This window comes from Shimia sp., assembly GCF_049116215.1.
Lineage (GTDB): Bacteria > Pseudomonadota > Alphaproteobacteria > Rhodobacterales > Rhodobacteraceae > Shimia.
This window is the reverse complement of sequence record NZ_JAGDZB010000003.1, coordinates 811,903-829,475: the sequence shown is the minus strand read 5'-3', so window position 1 is coordinate 829,475 and position 17,573 is coordinate 811,903. Positions and strand designations below refer to the sequence as shown.

The 17,573-nt window shown below is 55.0% G+C and carries 20 protein-coding genes; 18 read left to right on the top strand and 2 right to left on the bottom strand.

Features of this window, described 5'->3' with window-relative positions; all coding sequences use genetic code 11:
• The first annotated feature begins 119 nt into the window (after window positions 1–119).
• Window positions 120–1,493 (top strand): hypothetical protein, encoded by a 1,374-nt coding sequence (locus JXR15_RS12660; RefSeq protein ID WP_422053566.1) that lies wholly within the window; start codon window positions 120–122, stop codon window positions 1,491–1,493.
• A 681-nt stretch (window positions 1,494–2,174) separates the two neighbouring features.
• Here JXR15_RS12660 and JXR15_RS12655 read toward each other — a convergent pair.
• Both JXR15_RS12655 and JXR15_RS12650 read right to left on the bottom strand, forming a co-directional pair.
• Complete coding sequence (locus tag JXR15_RS12655; protein ID WP_422053565.1) at window positions 2,175–2,564, bottom strand: thermonuclease family protein; 390 nt, start codon at window positions 2,562–2,564, stop codon at window positions 2,175–2,177.
• A gap of 80 nt (window positions 2,565–2,644) precedes the next feature.
• On the bottom strand, window positions 2,645–4,075 hold the full coding sequence (locus JXR15_RS12650) for a tyrosine-type recombinase/integrase (RefSeq protein ID WP_422053564.1): 1,431 nt from the start codon (window positions 4,073–4,075) through the stop codon (window positions 2,645–2,647).
• A gap of 183 nt (window positions 4,076–4,258) precedes the next feature.
• Between JXR15_RS12650 and JXR15_RS12645 the strand changes: the two genes are divergently transcribed.
• The 17 genes from JXR15_RS12645 (at window position 4,259) to JXR15_RS12565 (ending at window position 17,573) form a co-directional block, all read left to right on the top strand.
• A complete protein-coding gene (locus JXR15_RS12645; protein WP_422053563.1) occupies window positions 4,259–4,717 on the top strand; it encodes a terminase small subunit in 459 nt (152 codons plus the stop codon).
• Window positions 4,698–6,110, top strand: coding sequence for a PBSX family phage terminase large subunit (locus tag JXR15_RS12640; RefSeq protein WP_422053562.1), 1,413 nt, complete (start codon window positions 4,698–4,700; stop codon window positions 6,108–6,110). Before JXR15_RS12645 ends, JXR15_RS12640 begins: the two co-directional genes overlap by 20 nt.
• Window positions 6,110–7,405, top strand: a complete 1,296-nt coding sequence (locus JXR15_RS12635) for a DUF1073 domain-containing protein (RefSeq protein ID WP_422053561.1) — start codon at window positions 6,110–6,112, stop codon at window positions 7,403–7,405. The genes JXR15_RS12640 and JXR15_RS12635 overlap by 1 nt, the downstream gene beginning before the upstream one ends.
• A 20-nt stretch (window positions 7,406–7,425) precedes the next feature.
• The gene (locus JXR15_RS12630) at window positions 7,426–8,535 is read left to right on the top strand and encodes a DUF2213 domain-containing protein (RefSeq protein ID WP_422053560.1); all 1,110 of its coding nucleotides are present in this window, start codon (window positions 7,426–7,428) and stop codon (window positions 8,533–8,535) included.
• A gap of 3 nt (window positions 8,536–8,538) precedes the next feature.
• On the top strand, window positions 8,539–8,901 hold the full coding sequence (locus JXR15_RS12625; protein WP_422053559.1) for a head decoration protein: 363 nt from the start codon (window positions 8,539–8,541) through the stop codon (window positions 8,899–8,901).
• A 13-nt stretch (window positions 8,902–8,914) separates the two neighbouring features.
• Window positions 8,915–9,931, top strand: a complete 1,017-nt coding sequence (locus tag JXR15_RS12620) for a major capsid protein (protein WP_422053558.1) — start codon at window positions 8,915–8,917, stop codon at window positions 9,929–9,931.
• Window positions 9,932–9,982: 51 nt separating this feature from the next.
• Window positions 9,983–10,276, top strand: a complete 294-nt coding sequence (locus tag JXR15_RS12615) for a hypothetical protein (RefSeq protein WP_422053557.1) — start codon at window positions 9,983–9,985, stop codon at window positions 10,274–10,276.
• Window positions 10,276–10,671: a hypothetical protein gene (locus tag JXR15_RS12610; protein WP_422053556.1), complete on the top strand. Its 396-nt coding sequence runs from the start codon at window positions 10,276–10,278 to the stop codon at window positions 10,669–10,671. The genes JXR15_RS12615 and JXR15_RS12610 overlap by 1 nt, the downstream gene beginning before the upstream one ends.
• Window positions 10,668–11,018: a hypothetical protein gene (locus JXR15_RS12605; RefSeq protein WP_422053555.1), complete on the top strand. Its 351-nt coding sequence runs from the start codon at window positions 10,668–10,670 to the stop codon at window positions 11,016–11,018. Before JXR15_RS12610 ends, JXR15_RS12605 begins: the two co-directional genes overlap by 4 nt.
• Before the next feature lie 536 nt (window positions 11,019–11,554).
• Window positions 11,555–12,049: a phage minor head protein gene (locus JXR15_RS12600; protein WP_422053554.1), complete on the top strand. Its 495-nt coding sequence runs from the start codon at window positions 11,555–11,557 to the stop codon at window positions 12,047–12,049.
• A 128-nt stretch (window positions 12,050–12,177) separates the two neighbouring features.
• Window positions 12,178–12,435 carry a hypothetical protein gene (locus JXR15_RS12595; RefSeq protein WP_422053553.1) on the top strand — a complete coding sequence of 86 codons (258 nt, stop codon included), beginning with the start codon at window positions 12,178–12,180 and terminating at the stop codon, window positions 12,433–12,435.
• Complete coding sequence (locus tag JXR15_RS12590) at window positions 12,432–12,821, top strand: phage tail terminator-like protein (RefSeq protein ID WP_422053552.1); 390 nt, start codon at window positions 12,432–12,434, stop codon at window positions 12,819–12,821. Before JXR15_RS12595 ends, JXR15_RS12590 begins: the two co-directional genes overlap by 4 nt.
• Before the next feature lie 36 nt (window positions 12,822–12,857).
• On the top strand, window positions 12,858–13,085 hold the full coding sequence (locus JXR15_RS12585) for a hypothetical protein (RefSeq protein ID WP_283428094.1): 228 nt from the start codon (window positions 12,858–12,860) through the stop codon (window positions 13,083–13,085).
• Between the two features lie 72 nt (window positions 13,086–13,157).
• Window positions 13,158–13,598, top strand: coding sequence for a hypothetical protein (locus tag JXR15_RS12580; protein WP_283428095.1), 441 nt, complete (start codon window positions 13,158–13,160; stop codon window positions 13,596–13,598).
• A 16-nt stretch (window positions 13,599–13,614) separates the two neighbouring features.
• A complete protein-coding gene (locus JXR15_RS12575) occupies window positions 13,615–14,115 on the top strand; it encodes a hypothetical protein (RefSeq protein WP_422053551.1) in 501 nt (166 codons plus the stop codon).
• 366 nt (window positions 14,116–14,481) lie between these two features.
• Entirely contained in the window at window positions 14,482–16,905 is a 2,424-nt protein-coding gene (locus JXR15_RS12570; protein WP_422053550.1) for a phage tail tape measure protein, read from the top strand.
• Entirely contained in the window at window positions 16,905–17,573 is a 669-nt protein-coding gene (locus tag JXR15_RS12565; RefSeq protein WP_422053549.1) for a hypothetical protein, read from the top strand. The genes JXR15_RS12570 and JXR15_RS12565 overlap by 1 nt, the downstream gene beginning before the upstream one ends.

Genomic DNA, 17,573 nt, shown 5'->3' with positions numbered 1-17,573 from the left:
GTGCCCAGTTGACGAAGGACAGCGGAATTCAATGAGCATTCAAACTATTAGTCGCGATTTCAGACTCGCTACTTGCAGCATTGAACTGATTTTTGGCCCCTCAAACGGCATCCATTTGAGTGGAAGGCTTCATCTTGAGGTACTTTAATCGATCCCTGGCCGCTGCCGTTTTCTTTATCATTTTGCAGCAGGTATTATTTGCTACTTCAACGTTCTTCGTTGCTCGTGCAGGGGCATTGGTTGCTACTGGACAGGCTCAGGTCGCACTGACGTTTGTTGCCTTTTTTCTTAGCACCGCACTTGCCGGATACATGCTTAGCTCTGTTTCCGAAGCTTTGGGCGAAAAGGCCAAAAACGATATCTTACATGCCTACTATGACAAGGTCGTTGGGATGAGTCGTTCGGGTCAGATTTCGGATGTTCAGGCTCTAAGGCCAAAGTTTCAAAACTGGATGGTTGGTGAAGCGCCAACGACGATTGATGAGTTCGTTTCATTTGTCGTGCTCAGTTCAAGTGCGGTTCTCAATGTAGCCCTGACCTTAGCCGTTTACACAACGGTCTTCAGTTTGGAGATGACGGCAATAGTCTTTGCTGCGCTTCTCATGGTGGTCGTGCTTATAGCTGTGATCGGGAGAACTGCCTCTAATCTTGGTAATCAGCTTCAGGAAGCGCGGCTTTCCAACAACCAGCACGTTGAGTACCTTTGGAATAGCCTGTTTTTGATGTCGCGACCTTTAGGAGAGCTCGTCAGGCGGAGGCAATTTGAACGGCTGGAGCTCTTTTGTCGAACTCGCTGTCAGTACAAGGCTCTCGAACAGTCAGTAGCGTTGACACCTGTCGTTTGCTGCGTGGTTGTGCTCACAATTTATATCAAGAACTACCAAACCTGGTCGAACGCGGAAATCGGAGCTGCCATAGCGTTGTTGCCCAAGACCTTGCAACTGTTTGAGTATGCGAATGCGCTCACTACAACCAGCATGAAGTTCTTCGAAGTCCGGCGGAAAATGCAGAACCTGACTACCTTCCTGAGAGGATCCTCTGACATAGACGTGTCCCATCACGATTGGTCGGATGGCTTGCAGCTCACAAATGTTTCCACCGGTTCAACCGTTGACCCCAATCGGTTCCTTAAAGAGCTAAAGTACGGTGGCTTGAAAACCGGGCGTTATTTGCTCACAGGTGACCATGGCCGCGGTAAATCAACATTTGCGAAAATGGCTTTCCTGGTCGGTCAGCGTTCAGTCTATCTTGACCGGGATACAAGGTTCTTCGAAGGGCCAGATGAAAATCATTCACCAGGTGAACGGTTTATTGCCAACGTGCGATTGGCCTTGTGGGAAGAACCGTACGTTTTGGTCTTAGATGAATGGGACACAAACCTGGACGAAGACACCATCATCTACCTCGAGAGCCTTCTGGATAAGTTCTCTCAGCACAGCCTCCTACTTGAGATTAGGCGCACTGTTAAAAACCTGGCGCTCGTCGCCAAGTGATTTGAGTGAGCAGCTTTAGTTGATCCGCCCACTCTGACGCTGCGCGCTTTACCTTTTTATCATTCCAATTCGCACCCACTCCAAGTCATTCAACGCCCTTTTCTTGGCTGGCGAATAGACGTCCGGCGTCATGCCTACGTCCCGCAAGAGCCGCTCAGAAAGGTGATCAATGTGCTCGCAGTGAAGCCTTCCCTTTTTGAGGAAAGTCCGGTCCTTGGAACGGCATCCGTTTCGGCCAAAAAGAGTTCTTAGCCACATGGGGAATATGCTCATTAGGAACTTCCTTCTTCAGATGTCGGTTGCTGTAAGAAGGTCAAAATTCAACGGAGATTTTGCCTTCCGTCCCAGCGTGAGACCACAACCAAACGGACGATGCGCCCGTGGGTTTCATGTGGTTTCGACAATTGAGTTAGGCCTGTGGCCAACCTGCGCCAACGTACGTGCGGGTACGTGCTTTTGGCGCCTAGAGGGGGCAGGTTAAGCGGTAAGGCACAAGGTGCTTGGTGCTATTCCCATTGTTGTGGGCACTTTGTCTCACACTCCGTTTTTGGTTCCTCTATGGGAAACGGAGTGTGAGTTACCAAGTCCTACACCGAACTTGGATTGACGCAGACAGGTGAACGTGAGACTATCTTGCGAAAGCAGGTTGTCCCGATGGATGCCTGCTTTTTTGTTTGGGGATCAGCAGTATTTGGCGCGGGACAAACGCGCTTTGGCTGCAGGAGTTTCAAACTCGCGATACCGTCCGCCGGAATACCTCGCGCAGTCCAGAGCATAACCCGCCGCGATGACCGCGGCTCCGATATCAACCCCATCGGCATAGCAAATACCAATGTATCGATCATAAGAGCGCTCACCGTTTAGGTCGCACCGGACTTCTTTGCCCCGCAGGTAGTTCGCCATCCACCGTTTGGCGTCCTGACCAGCCTTAGTTCCCAGCTCCGGTGCATCAACGCCGTTGAGCCGGACTGGAGTGCCGTCGACAACGATTGTATCGGCGTCGCGGACTTGAACCCCGGCCAGTGCAGGGAGCGCGGACATGATCAGAAGGGAGAGAGCTAGCTTATTCATGCGCACAACCTACGCTGCCCCGAGTGACGTTGCATAGCGGCTCTTTCTGGTAGTTACAGGTAAACTAGCCAAACAAGGAACTAGGTTCTGTTTTTATCAACGTGCTCGTGCGCCTTAAGTAATTGAACCAACTCTCCAGTTGCTCGGCTCCTGTTTTTTTGCGGCCAAGACCAGGTGGGTTCCGTCGCGGCTTGCAGCGTGTCTCTCAATTCGTGAAGTCGTTCGTCGCGTTTTCGCTTATGAATTGGGGCAAATCGGGCGGAAATCTCGGTTTCAATTGAGTCGCAACAAAGGTGTCCATAGGTTCTGCTTACGGTATCGGTGTTTGAGTGACCTAACTGTTTAGCAACGATCGCAAGTGGTGTTCCAGCTTGAACCAATTGGCTGGCGTACGTGTGCCTTAGGCCATGAAAAACAAAGGGTTCTGGCAATTGTGAACGCCTGACCGCGTCTTTGAACAAGTGTTTATGGCAGCCTGTCCAAGGTTTCCCCGAAGACATTCGAAACACAAGGTCTTCGTCTTCAAGGCACTCAATTTGATCAAGGAAAAAGGACATCCCTTCGTCGGGTAGAATTACATGGCGCCCGCGATAGCTTTTCAAAGGAGCGACGTAGATGCCAAAAACATGACCACCAACGTCGCGAGCCTTGAGTTGTGCAAGTTCCGAAACTCTACATCCGGTGTAAAGGGCACCTTGAACCAGCAGCGCCAGATCCGGCCTGCAAGCCGAGATCAACCTTTTGGCCTGGGCACGGGTAAGAAAGAACTGTCGCGGTGAATCTGCGTGAGGTACGCGCCTTAGTTTGCGCCAAGCGCGCTCATCTTTCACGTCTCCGTTCTCCCAGGCCATCTCTATTGCCATCTTGAGAAGGCCAATCACCGTGTTGAGTGTTTTCTTTCGCTTGCGAAGTCGCTCATGATCTAGTTTGTCGAGGGCGGTTTTTGGTGCCGTCTTTGCTCTTCCACGGTTCGGAGGAGACTCAAGGATATCAACGCAAAACTGTGTGAATACTGCTTGGGAGAGCGCTTCAATAGGCAGGTGTCCGAGCCGCGGAACAATATGGTGATTGATGAGGGAGAGACTTGTTTCAAAATAGGTTTTGGAGGCGGCGATCCGTTTCCACTCCACAAAACCTGCCATGGCGTCACCGACCGTAAATTGCTCAACTTCCTTCGTGTACTTAAGTCGGTGATTTACCCCGGCGGCGTATGGCTCGGAAGCTATGGCCTGGACTTCAGGTGACTGAAACCAACACAGTGCCAAATTCAGGGCATCATCGTAGTCAATTCCGTCGTCGTGAAATGGGGCGACTGTTGCTAACCTGGCTTGCTTGTATGCGCCGCTTAAAGTTCTAACTCTTGCTACCCAAAAGACTTTGTCGATGCTCAATCTTTGAACGCCGATGTGGCGGCAAAACTCAAGAATGTTCCAGTATGGAGCGCTACGAGGTTCCAGTCGCCTTAGACTATCATGGCAAGTTAGTAAGTGCTTCTGATTTGCTTTTTTCATTCCCGTGTCTGCCTTCGCTCGGAACCAATCTAACAGCGCAAACTTACACTCGGCTAATGGCAGAACTGTAACGTTGAGCACAAAACCCAACTTGTAGGGTAACGGTTTTGGAGACTCCTTCGGTCTGGTTTTTATCTGCCTTTCCGAAACCGACATAGCGCAATTCAAAGGGAGGCTCATTGCATGGCAGCACCAAAAGGTAACCGCTTCTGGGAAGCTCGTAGCTCTCACGGGCCAAACCCCAAGTTTCAACATGACACCGACCTTTGGGATGCATGCCTTGAGTATTTTGAATGGGCAGCAGCAAACCCTCTAAAAGAAGCAAAGGTCGTGGGAGGAAAGGTTCATCGCCTGGACAAGATGCGCGCGATGACAATCACGGGGCTTTGCGTTTTTCTGGATATCGCTGAGTCCACCTGGAGGGAGTGGCGGAAATCCCGCAAAGATTTGTCGTCGGTCATGACGCGTGTGGAGCAGATCATCCGACAGCAGAAGTTTGAGGGCGCGGCCGCGGAGTTGTTGAACCCCAACATCATCGCGCGTGATCTGGGCCTTGCCGACAAGAAAGAAATAGGTGGGGAACTGAGCGTTCGAACCCTGTCTGACTTCTACGCTCCGGCTGGTGACGCAACCGACGCTTAACCCAGCGCTGCGCGAGTTTTGGACAACTCCGGCACGCAACAGGGTCTTATACGGGGGTAGATCCTCTTCGAAGTCATGGGACGCTGCCGGTTTCGCTATCTTCCTGGCATCCAACTTCAAGGTGCGGTTCCTCTGCGCTCGCCAGTTTCAGAACAAGATCGCAGAGTCAGTTTACACACTACTCAAAATTCAGATTGCCCGCTTCGGTCTGGAAGATGACTTCGAGATCACGCGGGACAGCATCCGACATAAGCGGACCGGATCAGAATTCCTGTTCTACGGGCTCTGGCGCCACATCGATGAGATCAAGTCCCTTGAGGGGATAGACATCTGCTGGATTGAGGAAGCCCACGGCCTCACCAAAGAGCAATGGGAGATTTTGGAGCCAACGCTCCGCGGAGAAGCAAGTCAGTTCTGGATCATCTTCAACCCGAAGCTGGTTACGGATTTTGTTTACCGGACCTTTGTCACCGGAACGCCTTCAACGCGGATCAAGGGAGAGATCTACGGCGTTGTGGGGGACACAATAAAGCGCCGGATCAACTACGACGAAAACCCCTTCCTGACCAAGACGATGCTTCGTGTGATTGCGAAGAAGAAGCAAACGGACCCTGAGGGGTTCGTGAACATCTATGGCGGCGAGCCGATCGAGGACGATGACCAGGTCATCATCAAGCGTAGCTGGATCCGGGCCGCGATCGACGCGCACAAGAAGCTCGGCATCAAGCCGACAGGGCGGCGCAGGATTGGCTTTGACGTAGCCGACAGCGGAGAAGACAAGAACGCATTGGTTGAGGCCTACGGTATCCTGACAGTGGGCGTCGAGGAATGGGCGGCCGGCGAAGATCAATTGCTGAAGTCCGCAACCCGCGTCCATGCAAGAGCGCGCCAGATGAGTGCAGAGATTGACTACGACAGCATTGGGGTAGGGGCTTTTGCCGGAGGGCACTTCCAGGCTCTGAACCAATCTGAGGGAACAAGCATCGAATACCGAAAGTTCAACGCTTCAGGCGAGGTTTTGAACAAAGGCCAACGGATAGATGCCAACGATGACAATTCCCCACTGAATGAAGATTTCTACTGCAACCTGAAAGCACAGGCTTGGTGGGAAGTGGCAACAAGGTTCCGCAACACCTTCAACGCGGTGGAGCGGCAAATGACTTTCCCTGAGGAAGAGCTCATCGCGATTTCGAGCGACTGCGACCACCTGGAAGATCTGATCGACGAACTATCCACACCGCGCAAGGACGTGGACACGCGCGGGAAGTCCAAAGTCGAGAGCAAAAAAGACCTCGCCAAGCGTGAGATAGCGTCTCCGAACAAGGCAGATGCATTCATCATGGCGAACGGACCGCGTGACGCCAGCACCTATGATCTAGGGAGCCTTCTGTAATGGGCGCCATTCTTCAAATCAAAGACGGTATTCGGAACTTGGTGGCCAACCTTGGTACTGATCGGGACAAAGCCAGCCACAGCGAATATCAGTTCGTTCAGTTGTCTCAGGTTCAGCTGCATGCGGCTTACCGGTCTTCCTGGTTGCCGCGCAAAGTCATCAATATCCCGGCGGACGACGCAACGCGCAAGTGGCGCACGTGGCAGGCCAAAACCGAGATGGTCAACAAACTGGAGGCGACCGAAAAGCGCCTGAAGCTTAGACAGAAAGTTCGCAAAGCCATGAAGATGGCCCGGCTCGAGGGTGGGGCTGCCATTCTCATAGGGACTGGGGATCGGGACTTGTCCAAGCCGCTCAACCCGACGCGCGTGGCCAAGGATGGCCTGAAATACCTCACGGTTCTAAGTAAGTTCGATCTAACCCCGGGGCAGCAGGACTTTGTGATCGCTTCGGAGACCTTTGGCCTTTCCCAAAGCTACTCTCTCACTACAGGCGAAGGTGTGCTCTACGAAATCCACCCAAGTCGCTTGGCGATCTTCACCGGCGCGGAGAAAATCAGCGGAGGTTCTATTAACATCGATCCTTGGGGCGACAGCGTGCTTCAAACGGTCCTGCACGCAACCAAGCAGGCAGACAGCACGGTCGCCAACATCGCGTCTCTGGTTTTTGAGGCAAAAGTGGACACGATTGGAATTCCCGAACTGTCCAGAATGATGAGCAACCCGAAAACGGAAGCCTTGGTGCTCGAGCGCCTGTCGCTGGCGGAGAAAGCCAAAAGCATCAACGGCACTCTGGTGCATGATGCAGCCGAAACGGTTGGGCAGAAGAGCGCCAGCTTTGCGCAGTTGCCAGACATTATGGCGAAGTTCTTCACTGTGGTGAGTGGCGCCGCCGATATCCCGGTTACCCGTTTGTTTGGTCAATCCCCCGACGGGATGAATGCGACCGGCGACGGTGACTTGAACAACTACTACGATAGCATTCAAACCATTCAAGAAATGGACGTAGGTGATGCGATGTCCGTTTTGGATGAAGTGATCATTCACAGCTCCCTGGGAAGTCGTCCTGCCGACGTTTTCTATACCTGGGTGCCGCTCAAGCAGCTGAGTGAAAAGGACCGCGCTGAGGTGGGAGACAAGATCAGCAGCGCGTTCAAGAAGGTTGTTGAAATGGACTTGTTGCCGCCAGAAGCCGTGGGTGCCTCGCTCGTTGGAGCGCTTACTGAAACGGGTGTCGCACCGGGGCTGGAAGCGCAAGTGGGCGAGTACTTCGCGGAAGGCGAAGAAGACGAGTAGCCGGGCTTGGAGGCCTAACCATGAAATTCACTGACACCGCCACATTGGCGGGCACCCGCAAAACTGCGGAAGGATACTTTGTGGCTGAAGCCTTCGCGGTTCGGTCGGGCATCCAGCTTTATACCGGCGCAGAAGTGGGGCTCGCAGATCGTGAGATCGTACGGGTCTGGCGGCCGGAAGACGAAGTGCGGGCGCCGGAGAGCTTGCGCACCTTCAGTCATGCGCCAGTCACTCTTGGCCACCCTGAGAGCGTGACGGCCGACAATTGGAAAGACCTGGCCAAAGGCGAGGTGTCCACTGAGGCCACATGGGATGGCAACAAGATCAAATTGCCGCTGATCGTCAAAGACGCGGAAGCCATCAAAGCGGTAGAGAGCGGCACTCGCGAACTTTCGGCCGGCTACACTTGCCGCCTTGAATTGGCAGACGGCGTCACACCGGACGGGGAAGCCTACGACGCCATCCAGCGCGATATCCGGATCAATCACCTCGCAATTGTGCCCAAGGGCCGGGCGGGGAGCGAATGCCGCATCGGCGATGGCGCGGACACATGGGGCGCAAGCCCTCTCACCGATGCAGAACGAAAGGAAACAACTATGTCACTGCGCAAAATCTTGGTGGATGGCTTGCAGGTCGAAACGACCGACGCGGGCGCGCAAGCCATTGAGAAGTTGAGCGGCCAACTGGCCGCCAGCAATAAAACTCTGGATGGCACCAAGTCCTCTCATGCAGCAGAGCTCGCGGACAAAGACAAAGAGATCGCTGGCAAGGACGCTGAAATCGAGAAGCTCAAGAGCGAGCAGCTGTCTGATGCGGATCTTGATACCCGTGTGGAAGTCCGGGCGGCCTTGGTTGACGCCGCTCGCAAGATCGACCCGGACGTGAAGACCGAAGGCGTTTCTGATGCCGAGATCCGGAAGGCGGTTGTCACCACCAAGCTTGGTGATGCAGCCGTCGCGGATAAGTCCGAGGCCTACATCGAAGCCCGATTTGATGCTCTGGCAGACGTCTCTGGCGTCTCTGACGATCCCCTGAACACCATCATTAAACCCCGTGACGGCGACAACGCTGATGCGTGGGGCAAAGCCGTTTTCGACTCCGCTGGCGTCGATATGAAAAAGGAGGCCTGACCCATGGCCATTCTCACCCAAGGCCGCTTGAACGCAGCCTTTCTGATTTCGGAGGCCAACGACCACCGGTCCCGCGATGAAGAGATTGTGGACGCTACAAGCGGTGCATTGGAAACCGGCACCGTTCTCGGCAAGGTCACCTCATCTGGCAAGTTCGTGCGCTATGACGCCGGAGCAACTGACGGTTCCGAAAACGAAGCCGGCATTTTGCTGATTGGTATCGGTGCAGAAGAGGCGAGCCGAACCGTCATCAAGCGTGACGCGGAGGTCCAGCAATCCGAACTCACATATGCGGCCGGTGCAAACGCCGCTCAGGAAACTGCGACGAACGCTGCGCTGGAAGCGCTCGGCATCGTCGTTCGCTAAGGAGGTTTGACCAATGGCGACAATGGACATTTTCAACAATTCCGCGTTTTCGACGACCTCCCTGACAGGCATGATCGAAAAGATGGACTTTAAGCCGTCTCTGCTTGGCAGCTTGGGTCTTTTTGAGCCGATGCCGGTTCGGACCCGCAACATCTTCGTGGATCGTCGAGACGGCAAGCTGACGCTGATCCCGACCTCGGCGGATGGCTCGGCGCCAGAGGTTTTGGAAAGCGATGACCGTGATGCGGTTTCTCTGAAGACCACGCGCCTTGCAAAGCAGTTCACGCTCTACGCACACGAGTTGGACGGCATACGCGGGTTTGGCTCGGAGACCGAACTTGCGGCGGTTCAAGCCGAGTATGCGCGCCGCTCCAAGCGCATCCGCGAGGATCTTGAGCTCACCCACGAACACCACCGTTTGGGGGCCTTGCAGGGTAAGTTGCTGGATGCTGACGGCACGACAGTGATCTACGATTTCTTCTCGGAATTTGGTGAGAACGAAGAAGCCGCCATTTCCTTTGAACTGGACGTGGGCACAACTGATATCCGCGGCCTCTGCCACCAGTTGACGCGGTCAATGGCGCGTACTTCCCGCGGGGCTTTTACCAGCAGCACTTCCGTTCACGCTCTTGTAGGGGATGACTTCTACGATGCTCTCATTAAACATCCAAATGTCGAAAAGGCCTACTTGAACTGGTCAGCCGCTGCGGACTTGAAGGTGAACAAGGCTTTCGGCGCGTTCCACTACGGCGGCATCACCTGGCACAACTACCGTGGTACCGATGATGGGTCGACTGTTGCCATTCCAACGGATGAAGCGAAGTTCTTCCCCGTTGGCGCGCGTGATGTGTTCAAGAAGGCCATGGCGCCACTGGAAACCATGGGCTTCATCAACACGCCAGGTCGCGACGTCTACATGATGAACGTGCCAGATCGTGACCGGAACATGTGGAGCAAGGGTGAGATCTACAGCTACCCGCTCTACATCTGCCAGCAACCACGCGTTCTGCGCAAAGCCACCCTGACTTGATTTGATCGGGAGGCGGCAGCGTTCGCCTCCCGCCTGGCAAGGAGAGAACCCATGGAATACACAATCGAGAATGGCGCGCACCGCGGAAAAGCCTTCAAAGTCTATGGTGGGCTTGAGATCGTAAAGCCCGGCCAAACCCGCACCCTGAAGCTGTCAGAGGAACTGAGCCACGAACAACTCGCGCAGTTTGAGGCAGACGGTGTGAAGATCACCTCAGCAAAGAAGAAAACAAAGAAACGTCAGGGGTTGGAGACCAATGCCGCCAAGGCAGGTGTTGAATTTAACGACGACACCACAGACGCCGAGCTTGTAGCCGCCATCAAAGCTGCGAAGGCGTCCAGCTGATGATTGGCTCCCTGTCAGGGTTCCGCGCCTATCACACGGCGCGAGGCAACGTGGAACCTGAGACAGCGGGGGATGACAAGGTCGCAGCGGCCCTGACACGCGCGTCTGATTACATTCAGGCGCACTACGTGGCCCGGTTCAGTGACCAAGACACAAGCCAGCCGGAAGTGGAGCAGGCCGTCTATATCGCGGCCGGCTATGAACTGGATAAACCGGGGTTCTTTTCCAAGACCTTCACTCCGTCAGAGCAAAAGGTCCTGACTGAAGTGAAAGGTATCAAGTGGACGCCAGTTAGCAACGCCTCCGGTCCGGACAGTGCGGCTCCTCGTTCAACGCTTATCGAAGCGCTTCTTACGCCGTTTCTGAATGTGTCCGTTGGTGTTTTGGTCGTATGAGCGTTGATTGGGAAGGGGTGGCTGGAGAGGTCGCCGACGCCTTGGCCGAGGTGGGTGTGCAAGCCATTATCGAACAGCCAGGCGCGAGGTCTGGATCGGAGAGCAATCCGACTTACGGCCCTCCGATCGAGGCGAGCTGCAGCGCGGTGCAAGAATCTCTGTCTAAGCTCAAGGCAAAGGGCACGCTGGTAGAACACACTGAAGCTGCCTATGTTGTTTCTTCGAAGGTTGCTCCGACGACAGCTGATAAGCTCAAGATTGACGGGGTTAGTCGCAAGATTTTGCGAGTTGATGCGGAGGCGCCTGGCGGCGTCGATTTGTTGTACACGGTTCAGGTGAAACGCTGATGCCCAAGGACACAAGACAAGCGTTCATGGAGCAATTGGACAAGATCAGTCCAGCGCTGAAGCGGGCCTTTTCTGAGGCTGTGCAAGACATTCGATCTGCCTCTCAGCTCCGCCTCCTGGAAGACGCTATCGATCGTGGTGATCTGGATGCGGCTTTCAAAGTTTTGCATCTCGGGCCGGAGTTCTTTGCTCCTCTCGACAGAGCACTCGGCGAAGCCTTTTACAGCGGGGGGATCTACCAGATGTCACGCCTCCCAAAGCGGATCTGGACAGGCTCACAAGCTGGGCCACTGATCATCAGGTTCAACGGGAGGAACCCGAGGGCTGAGGCGTGGGTTCGTGAACACTCCGCGCGTCTGATTGCCGAAATCACAGAGGATCAACGGCGGCTGGTCGCTGACACAATTCGGGCCGGTTTACGTTCCGGCCGGAACCCACGCGCTACGGCGCTTGATCTTGCGGGGCGAGTACAGGGAAATCAGCGGCAAGGAGGCTTGATCGGGCTACACTGCAATCAGGCGGCCGCTGTTCGCAGGATGAGGATTGAACTTTCTGATCCGAGCATGTTGGGCGGGTACTTCAAGCGGGCCAGTCGGGATCGCCGATTTGACACAACTGTGCGAAAAGCGATGTCGGAAGGGCGCAAGCTCAACCAGCGCACCATTGCAAAAATCACAGGACGCTATGCCGATCGGTTGTTAAAGGTACGCGCTGATGCAGTGGCACGCACCGAAGGCATGGCGGCCATGAATGCCGGCCGCCTGGAAGCCCTTGATCAGCTTGTCGAGCGTGGCGAAGTACCCCGCCAAGCGGTTGTTATTCAATGGGACGCGACCGGTGATGCTCGTACGCGTCAGGATCACGCGGCGATGGACGGGCAAACTGTCGTTCTTGGGCAGCCTTTTGTGTTCCCGGACGGGTCCAAAGCCAAGCACCCTTGTGATGGCTCTCTTGGGGCGCCTGGTTCGCAAACCATCAACTGCCGATGCTACGCGGCGACCAAGATTGACTGGCTGTCGCTGGCGCAATGACGCAATCGTTTTCTGCTCAGGTTCATGCCTGGTCTGAGAAGGCCAAGCGCAACGTTGAGCTTGTTCTGAAGCAGTCCGCACAGGACCTTTTTGAGTTCGCTCAAACGCCAGTTTCTAAAGGCGGTAACATGCCTGTTGATACTGGCCATTTACGCAACAGCCTCGTGGCCGGCCTGAACGGATCCACCAGCTTAACAGGCTCAAACGCCTACATGCTCGCGATAGCAGGCATGAAAGTGGGAGACGTGATGTTTGGAGGCTGGACAGCAGAGTATGCGCGGCCCGTCGAATACGGCGCCGCAGGACGCGCAGGGCGTTTTTATGCGCGCGGCGCAGCTCAACAGTGGCAGTTCTTTGTGGCCACAAACGCAGCGAGGCTCAAATGAGCGACGAAGCCACAATCATCCAAGCGGCAAAGGACCATTTTGAAGGTCTTGGCGATCGGCCATCCACTGTTTGGGCCAATCAAGCCGCAAAGAGCGACACGCCGCGGGTTGAGTTTGATCACGGCCCAGTAGCGCAATCTACGGCCACTCTAGCGGGCGACAGCCGCGCTGATTTGCTGTTCCAAATTTCGGTTGTAACCGAGGCAGGTACATCGAGTGGCCCCAGCGACAAGATCGTGCAGTCTGTAATCGACCATTTCTCGATCGGAACGCGCATCTCTGACGCGACTGTGCATCTGCGCCCAACCATCGGCGCACCGTTTCAGGATGGAAGTGAATGGCGAGTGCCAGTCACCATCCGAATGAAGGCCATGTTGTCGGCCTGAGACCATAGACAATCGAGAAATCAAGGAGGGCGCAGCATGGCTGATGCTAACAACATAATCACGGGTGGGAAGATCACCCCGCAAACTGTCGGGGCAGTCACTTCTCCTACGCTTTCCTTCAAGGGAAAGGCCCCCAAGGCAGGTGAAGAAATCAGCTTCGTGCTGGACAACGGCGTCACCTATTCCGGCAAAGTCAGCGAGACACTGGAAGAAGGCGGCGAAGTGCTTGTGGTTTTCCACAACGGCATCAAGCCCCAAAAGTAATCCGGTCATCTGGGCAGGCTGGTTACGTCGTGGCGGTTTTGCCCAGACTTTCCCAAAGCATAGGAGGGCATCATGTCCACTTTCATTGGCTCAACTCTGAGCATCGCCGCTGCTACCCCTGCAACCGAAAACCAAGTGGGCTATGAGGCCCTTTCGCTGGTCGAGATTGGCAAAATCGTTTCAATCGGTGAGCTGGGCGACAAATCGGACGAAACAACGTTCGATCTTCTCAAGGCAGGCCGTCGCTCGCGCTTCAATGGCGTCAAAGATGTCGGCAACGTGCCGGTGACATTCATCACCGAGCGCGGCGATGCAGGGCAGGCGATTGTAGAGGCGGGCAACAACACCAACACCGTGCACACATTCGCAATCTTGGACTTGGACGGTGACGCCAAATTTTTCCAGGGCCTCGTCGCAAACCTTGCTGAGCCAGAGCGCACGGCGAGCACCAACAAAGGTGGTTCGTTTGAGATGCGAGCGCAGACTGGCATCACTACAGTTAAAGGCTCCTAACCCCTTGGTTTGAGCCTTGGGCGAGGCCACGTGGCTTCACGGCCTCGCCCCAAAATTGGGCTGGAAGCCAAGGAATATCGACATGGACTTTTCAAAACTGGAAACCAAAACTGGCGCCGAGAAAGGCGCTAAACTTCACCTGCGCCACCCAGCTCTGGGCCATTTGCTTTATTCAGGTAAGGGGGCCGATGAAAACGGTAAGCTGATCGACGCTGCAAAGGATGCGCAGAAGGTTTTCTTGATGGTGCGCGGTACTGAAAGTCCGACAGTGCAGAAGCAGGCGCGAGACTTGCAGGCCAGTATTCTGAAAAACGGCGACATTTCGGATGAGGAAAAGGAGGTCGGATTGGCTTTCGCGTCCTCTCTGGTGATTTCAATGCACGGCCTTGAGAAAGGCGGGAAGACAATGGAGGCGACCGAAGAAAACAAGCGCGAGTTCTTGCTGCTTTCTGATGGCTTGGTCGAGCAAGTCGTACAGTTCGCGCAGTCTCGCGCAAATTTTTTCAATCCCGCATAGGCGACTTACTTTTGGCGGCCAAGCAATGGGGATGGCTACACGCTATACCTGCAAAGGATGGCGAACAGACTTGGCCGCATGATCGTCTTACCCAAATAAGGGAGGTCGAAAAGCGGGAATTGAACATACCGGAAGTAGAGGCTGGCCAATATCTGCTAGAGGCGTTGATGGAGGCTGGCCCAACGTATTTTGACGCTATGGGCAGCGAGCGAGCTTTGGATTGGCTCCAAGTCCATGCCTATCAGTCGTCTTCACAAGCAATTTGCGAGCCTTGGGAGGCACGAGCCTTGGTCAATTTGAGTAGGGCCTACCTTGAAGGAAAGGCAATTGGGACCAATCCGCTGGGCTTAGAACCTTTGACAGAACATGAGGGCAAATCCGTTGGACATAGCTAAGCTAGGCCTAGAGATTGATAGTACTCAAGTTGACAAAGGGCGCTATGCTCTGGGCCGCTTCACGAAGCAGTCTCTTAAAGCGGAAACCGCGGCTGGCCGTGTCACATCCTCTGCAGCAAAGCTAGGGCGCGCCATTGGCGGTTTAGCAGTTGGGTTTCTGTCGATAAACTCCCTTGGCAGCTCGATCACGCAGGCCCGGGCTTTTGGATCCGCACTTTCTGAGGTTTCAACCTTGATCGAAGGAACACCGGAGCAGCTAGCATACATCCAGCGTCAGGCTCGGTCTATGGCGAAGGATTTTGGCACCTATGCCACGCCGCAGGTGCAGGCTTTTTATCAGGCAATCTCTGCCGGAGCGGGATCGGTCGAGGAAGCCAACCAGATCATCGATACCGCCAACCGACTTGCCATCGGCGGAGTTACGGACACCGTAACCGGCGTTGATGGCTTGACCACGGCCATGAATGCCTATCGAGCAGCCGGCATTACAGCTGGCGAGGTTTCCGACGCGCTGTTCGTCGGGATGAGGGCAGGAAAAACCACAATCGCGGAGCTTTCTTCGCAGCTGGGTCAGATCGTGCCGCTCGCATCGGCTTCCGGCATCGCATTCGATGAAGTCGTGGCTGGTGTTTCTGCGCTGACGACACAGGGTTTGAGTACCGCAAGCGCGACCACTGGTCTGCGCCAGGTCATTGCTTCGGTGGTGAAACCCACGAAAGAGGCGAGCGATGTTGCCAAACAGCTTGGCTTGAATTTCAATTCGGCCGCGCTGGAAAGCCAAGGATTAGCAGGCTTCCTTGAGAAAGTGATCGAGAAAACAGGTGGCAGTCAGGAAATAATGGCGCAGCTTTTTGGGTCGGTCGAGGCTCTGGGCGCAGCGCTGGCCTTCTCCGGTGGCGCAGGAGCTACGTTCACCCAGATCATGCAGGACATGGCTGATAAAAGCGGCATGACCCTTCAGGCATACGAAAAGATGCTAGACCGAAACCAGCGGATCAATGCTGCAATGGCGAAGTTCCGCGATGTAGGGATCTCGGTTGGCACCGCATTGCTCACTGTCGCTGTACCTGCGCTTGAGTTCGTGGCGAACAATCTGGACGCAATCAATTCATTCGCGACAGCCGGTGCGGCGGTTCTTGCCGCCAGCTACATCCCGACACTCGCGGCGATAGGGAGTAGTGCGCTCGTTGCGGCTGCTGGCTTCGTGACACTGCGCGGCGCGATGATCGCGACAGGAATTGGCGCACTGGTCGTAGGGTTGGGCATTGCGATCATGTATTTCAACAAGCTGGTCGTCGCGACCGGTGGTTGGGGCGGTGCGCTGCAGGCTCTGGGCGATCTCGCGAAAGGCGTCTGGGATGGCATTATGACCTCTGCGAAGGCTATCGGGCCTGCCCTCAATGCTGTGTGGCTGACCATTCAGGCGGGCTTTGTTCAGGTGATCAGCAATATCCAGAAGATTTGGGCTGATTTCCTGCATTCGGTAATCGATGGGGCGCGGGCAGCGGGCGCAGATGAAATTGCTCTTGGTTTGCACGAATACGCGGTCCGAGCCGGTGCGACAGTTTACGACCTGCAAAACAGGGTCAGCGATTTCCAAGGGCAAGCTGCGGCGGCCAAAGACGAAGCCAAAGCCCTCGTGAATGAAGGGTGGCAAAAGGCGGTCGACGCCATGATGACCCTGATCCTTCAAATGGATGTTGCAAATGCCGAAATGGACAACGGCGCCAACGCAGCCGACGAGTTGAAAAAGGCCCTTGAGGGGCTTGGTGCAGGCGCCGCGACAACAGCCTCAAGCGTGGGTGGCCTTGGTGATGATGTCGGCACGCTAGGCCGCAAGCTCAAAAAAACGCCAGACGATATCGACCATGTTGCCAACGGTATTGATGGGATTTCCAGAGCTTTGGCCGGTGCAGCCACTCGAGGCGAAGACTTACGCGAAAATATGGCCAATGTTTTCGAGGGGATCGCTTATGACATTCTGCAGTCAGGCATCAAGGAAGCAATTTTAGAGGTGTTCGACTTTGAGGGAGCCAAAGGCGGCGGTGGAGGTTTCTTCTCGACGATTGGCGATATTGTTTCGGGTATCTTTGGTGGGTTCCGCGAGTCTGGTGGGCCGGTGCAGTCGGACAAGGGCTACATCGTTGGCGAAAAAGGCCCAGAGTGGTTTGAGCCAAAAACTTCCGGAACCATCATCCCTAACCATCAGCTAGGCGGCGAAAGTGGTCGTGTTCAAGTCGAAGTGCTTGTGAATGATGACGGGAAGATTGGTGCGATCGCGCGGTCTGAGGCGCAAAATGTATCCGTCCGGGTGATTGAGGCAGGCTTAGGGGAATACGATCGTGCGCTCCCCGATCGGGTTCAAGAAATCTCCAACGATCCGAGGGGGCGTTGATGGCTTTTACGTTTCCTCTTGCTCTGGCGGATTTCTTCGACGGTCTCCGCCTTACGTCACTGTCCTTCGCTCTTGGAGAGAATATGGAAAGCAGCCAGACCGGCGGCGGTGAGGTTTTGACAAACACGACCGGTCCACGCTTGTGGCACGGTGGGATTCAAATTGCGGCACACACTGTTCAGGACATGGATCAGGTCATCTCCAAAATCGACTTGCTGCGACAACCGGGGCGCTCGTTCTTCATTGGAGACCCTTACCACGCCAATGGAGCTGCTGATCCGGATGGGTCTATTCTTGGCGGAAACACGGTGATGGTCGATAAGGTGCGCAGCAATAACCGTGAGCTAAAGCTCAAGGGTGCGCCACATGGGCTTAGGGTATCCTCAGGGGATCACATCTCTGTCGCCCACGGAAATAGCCCACGCGTCTATGACTACTTTCGTGTTGTTCAGGGCAGTAAATTCTCCAGCACGCAATCATCCACTGCTACGGGATGGATCGAGGTTCAGCCCTTCATTCCAACAGGCATCACTACGGGTGCGATCGTGCGTTTGGCAAAGCCGCGGCTTCAGGCGGTTTATGTGCCGGATACGTTCTCTGGCGGTTTGCGAAAGCCTGGCCTGCTTGCGGATGGTGTTCGCTTCAAATGGCGACAAACACTGAGGTAA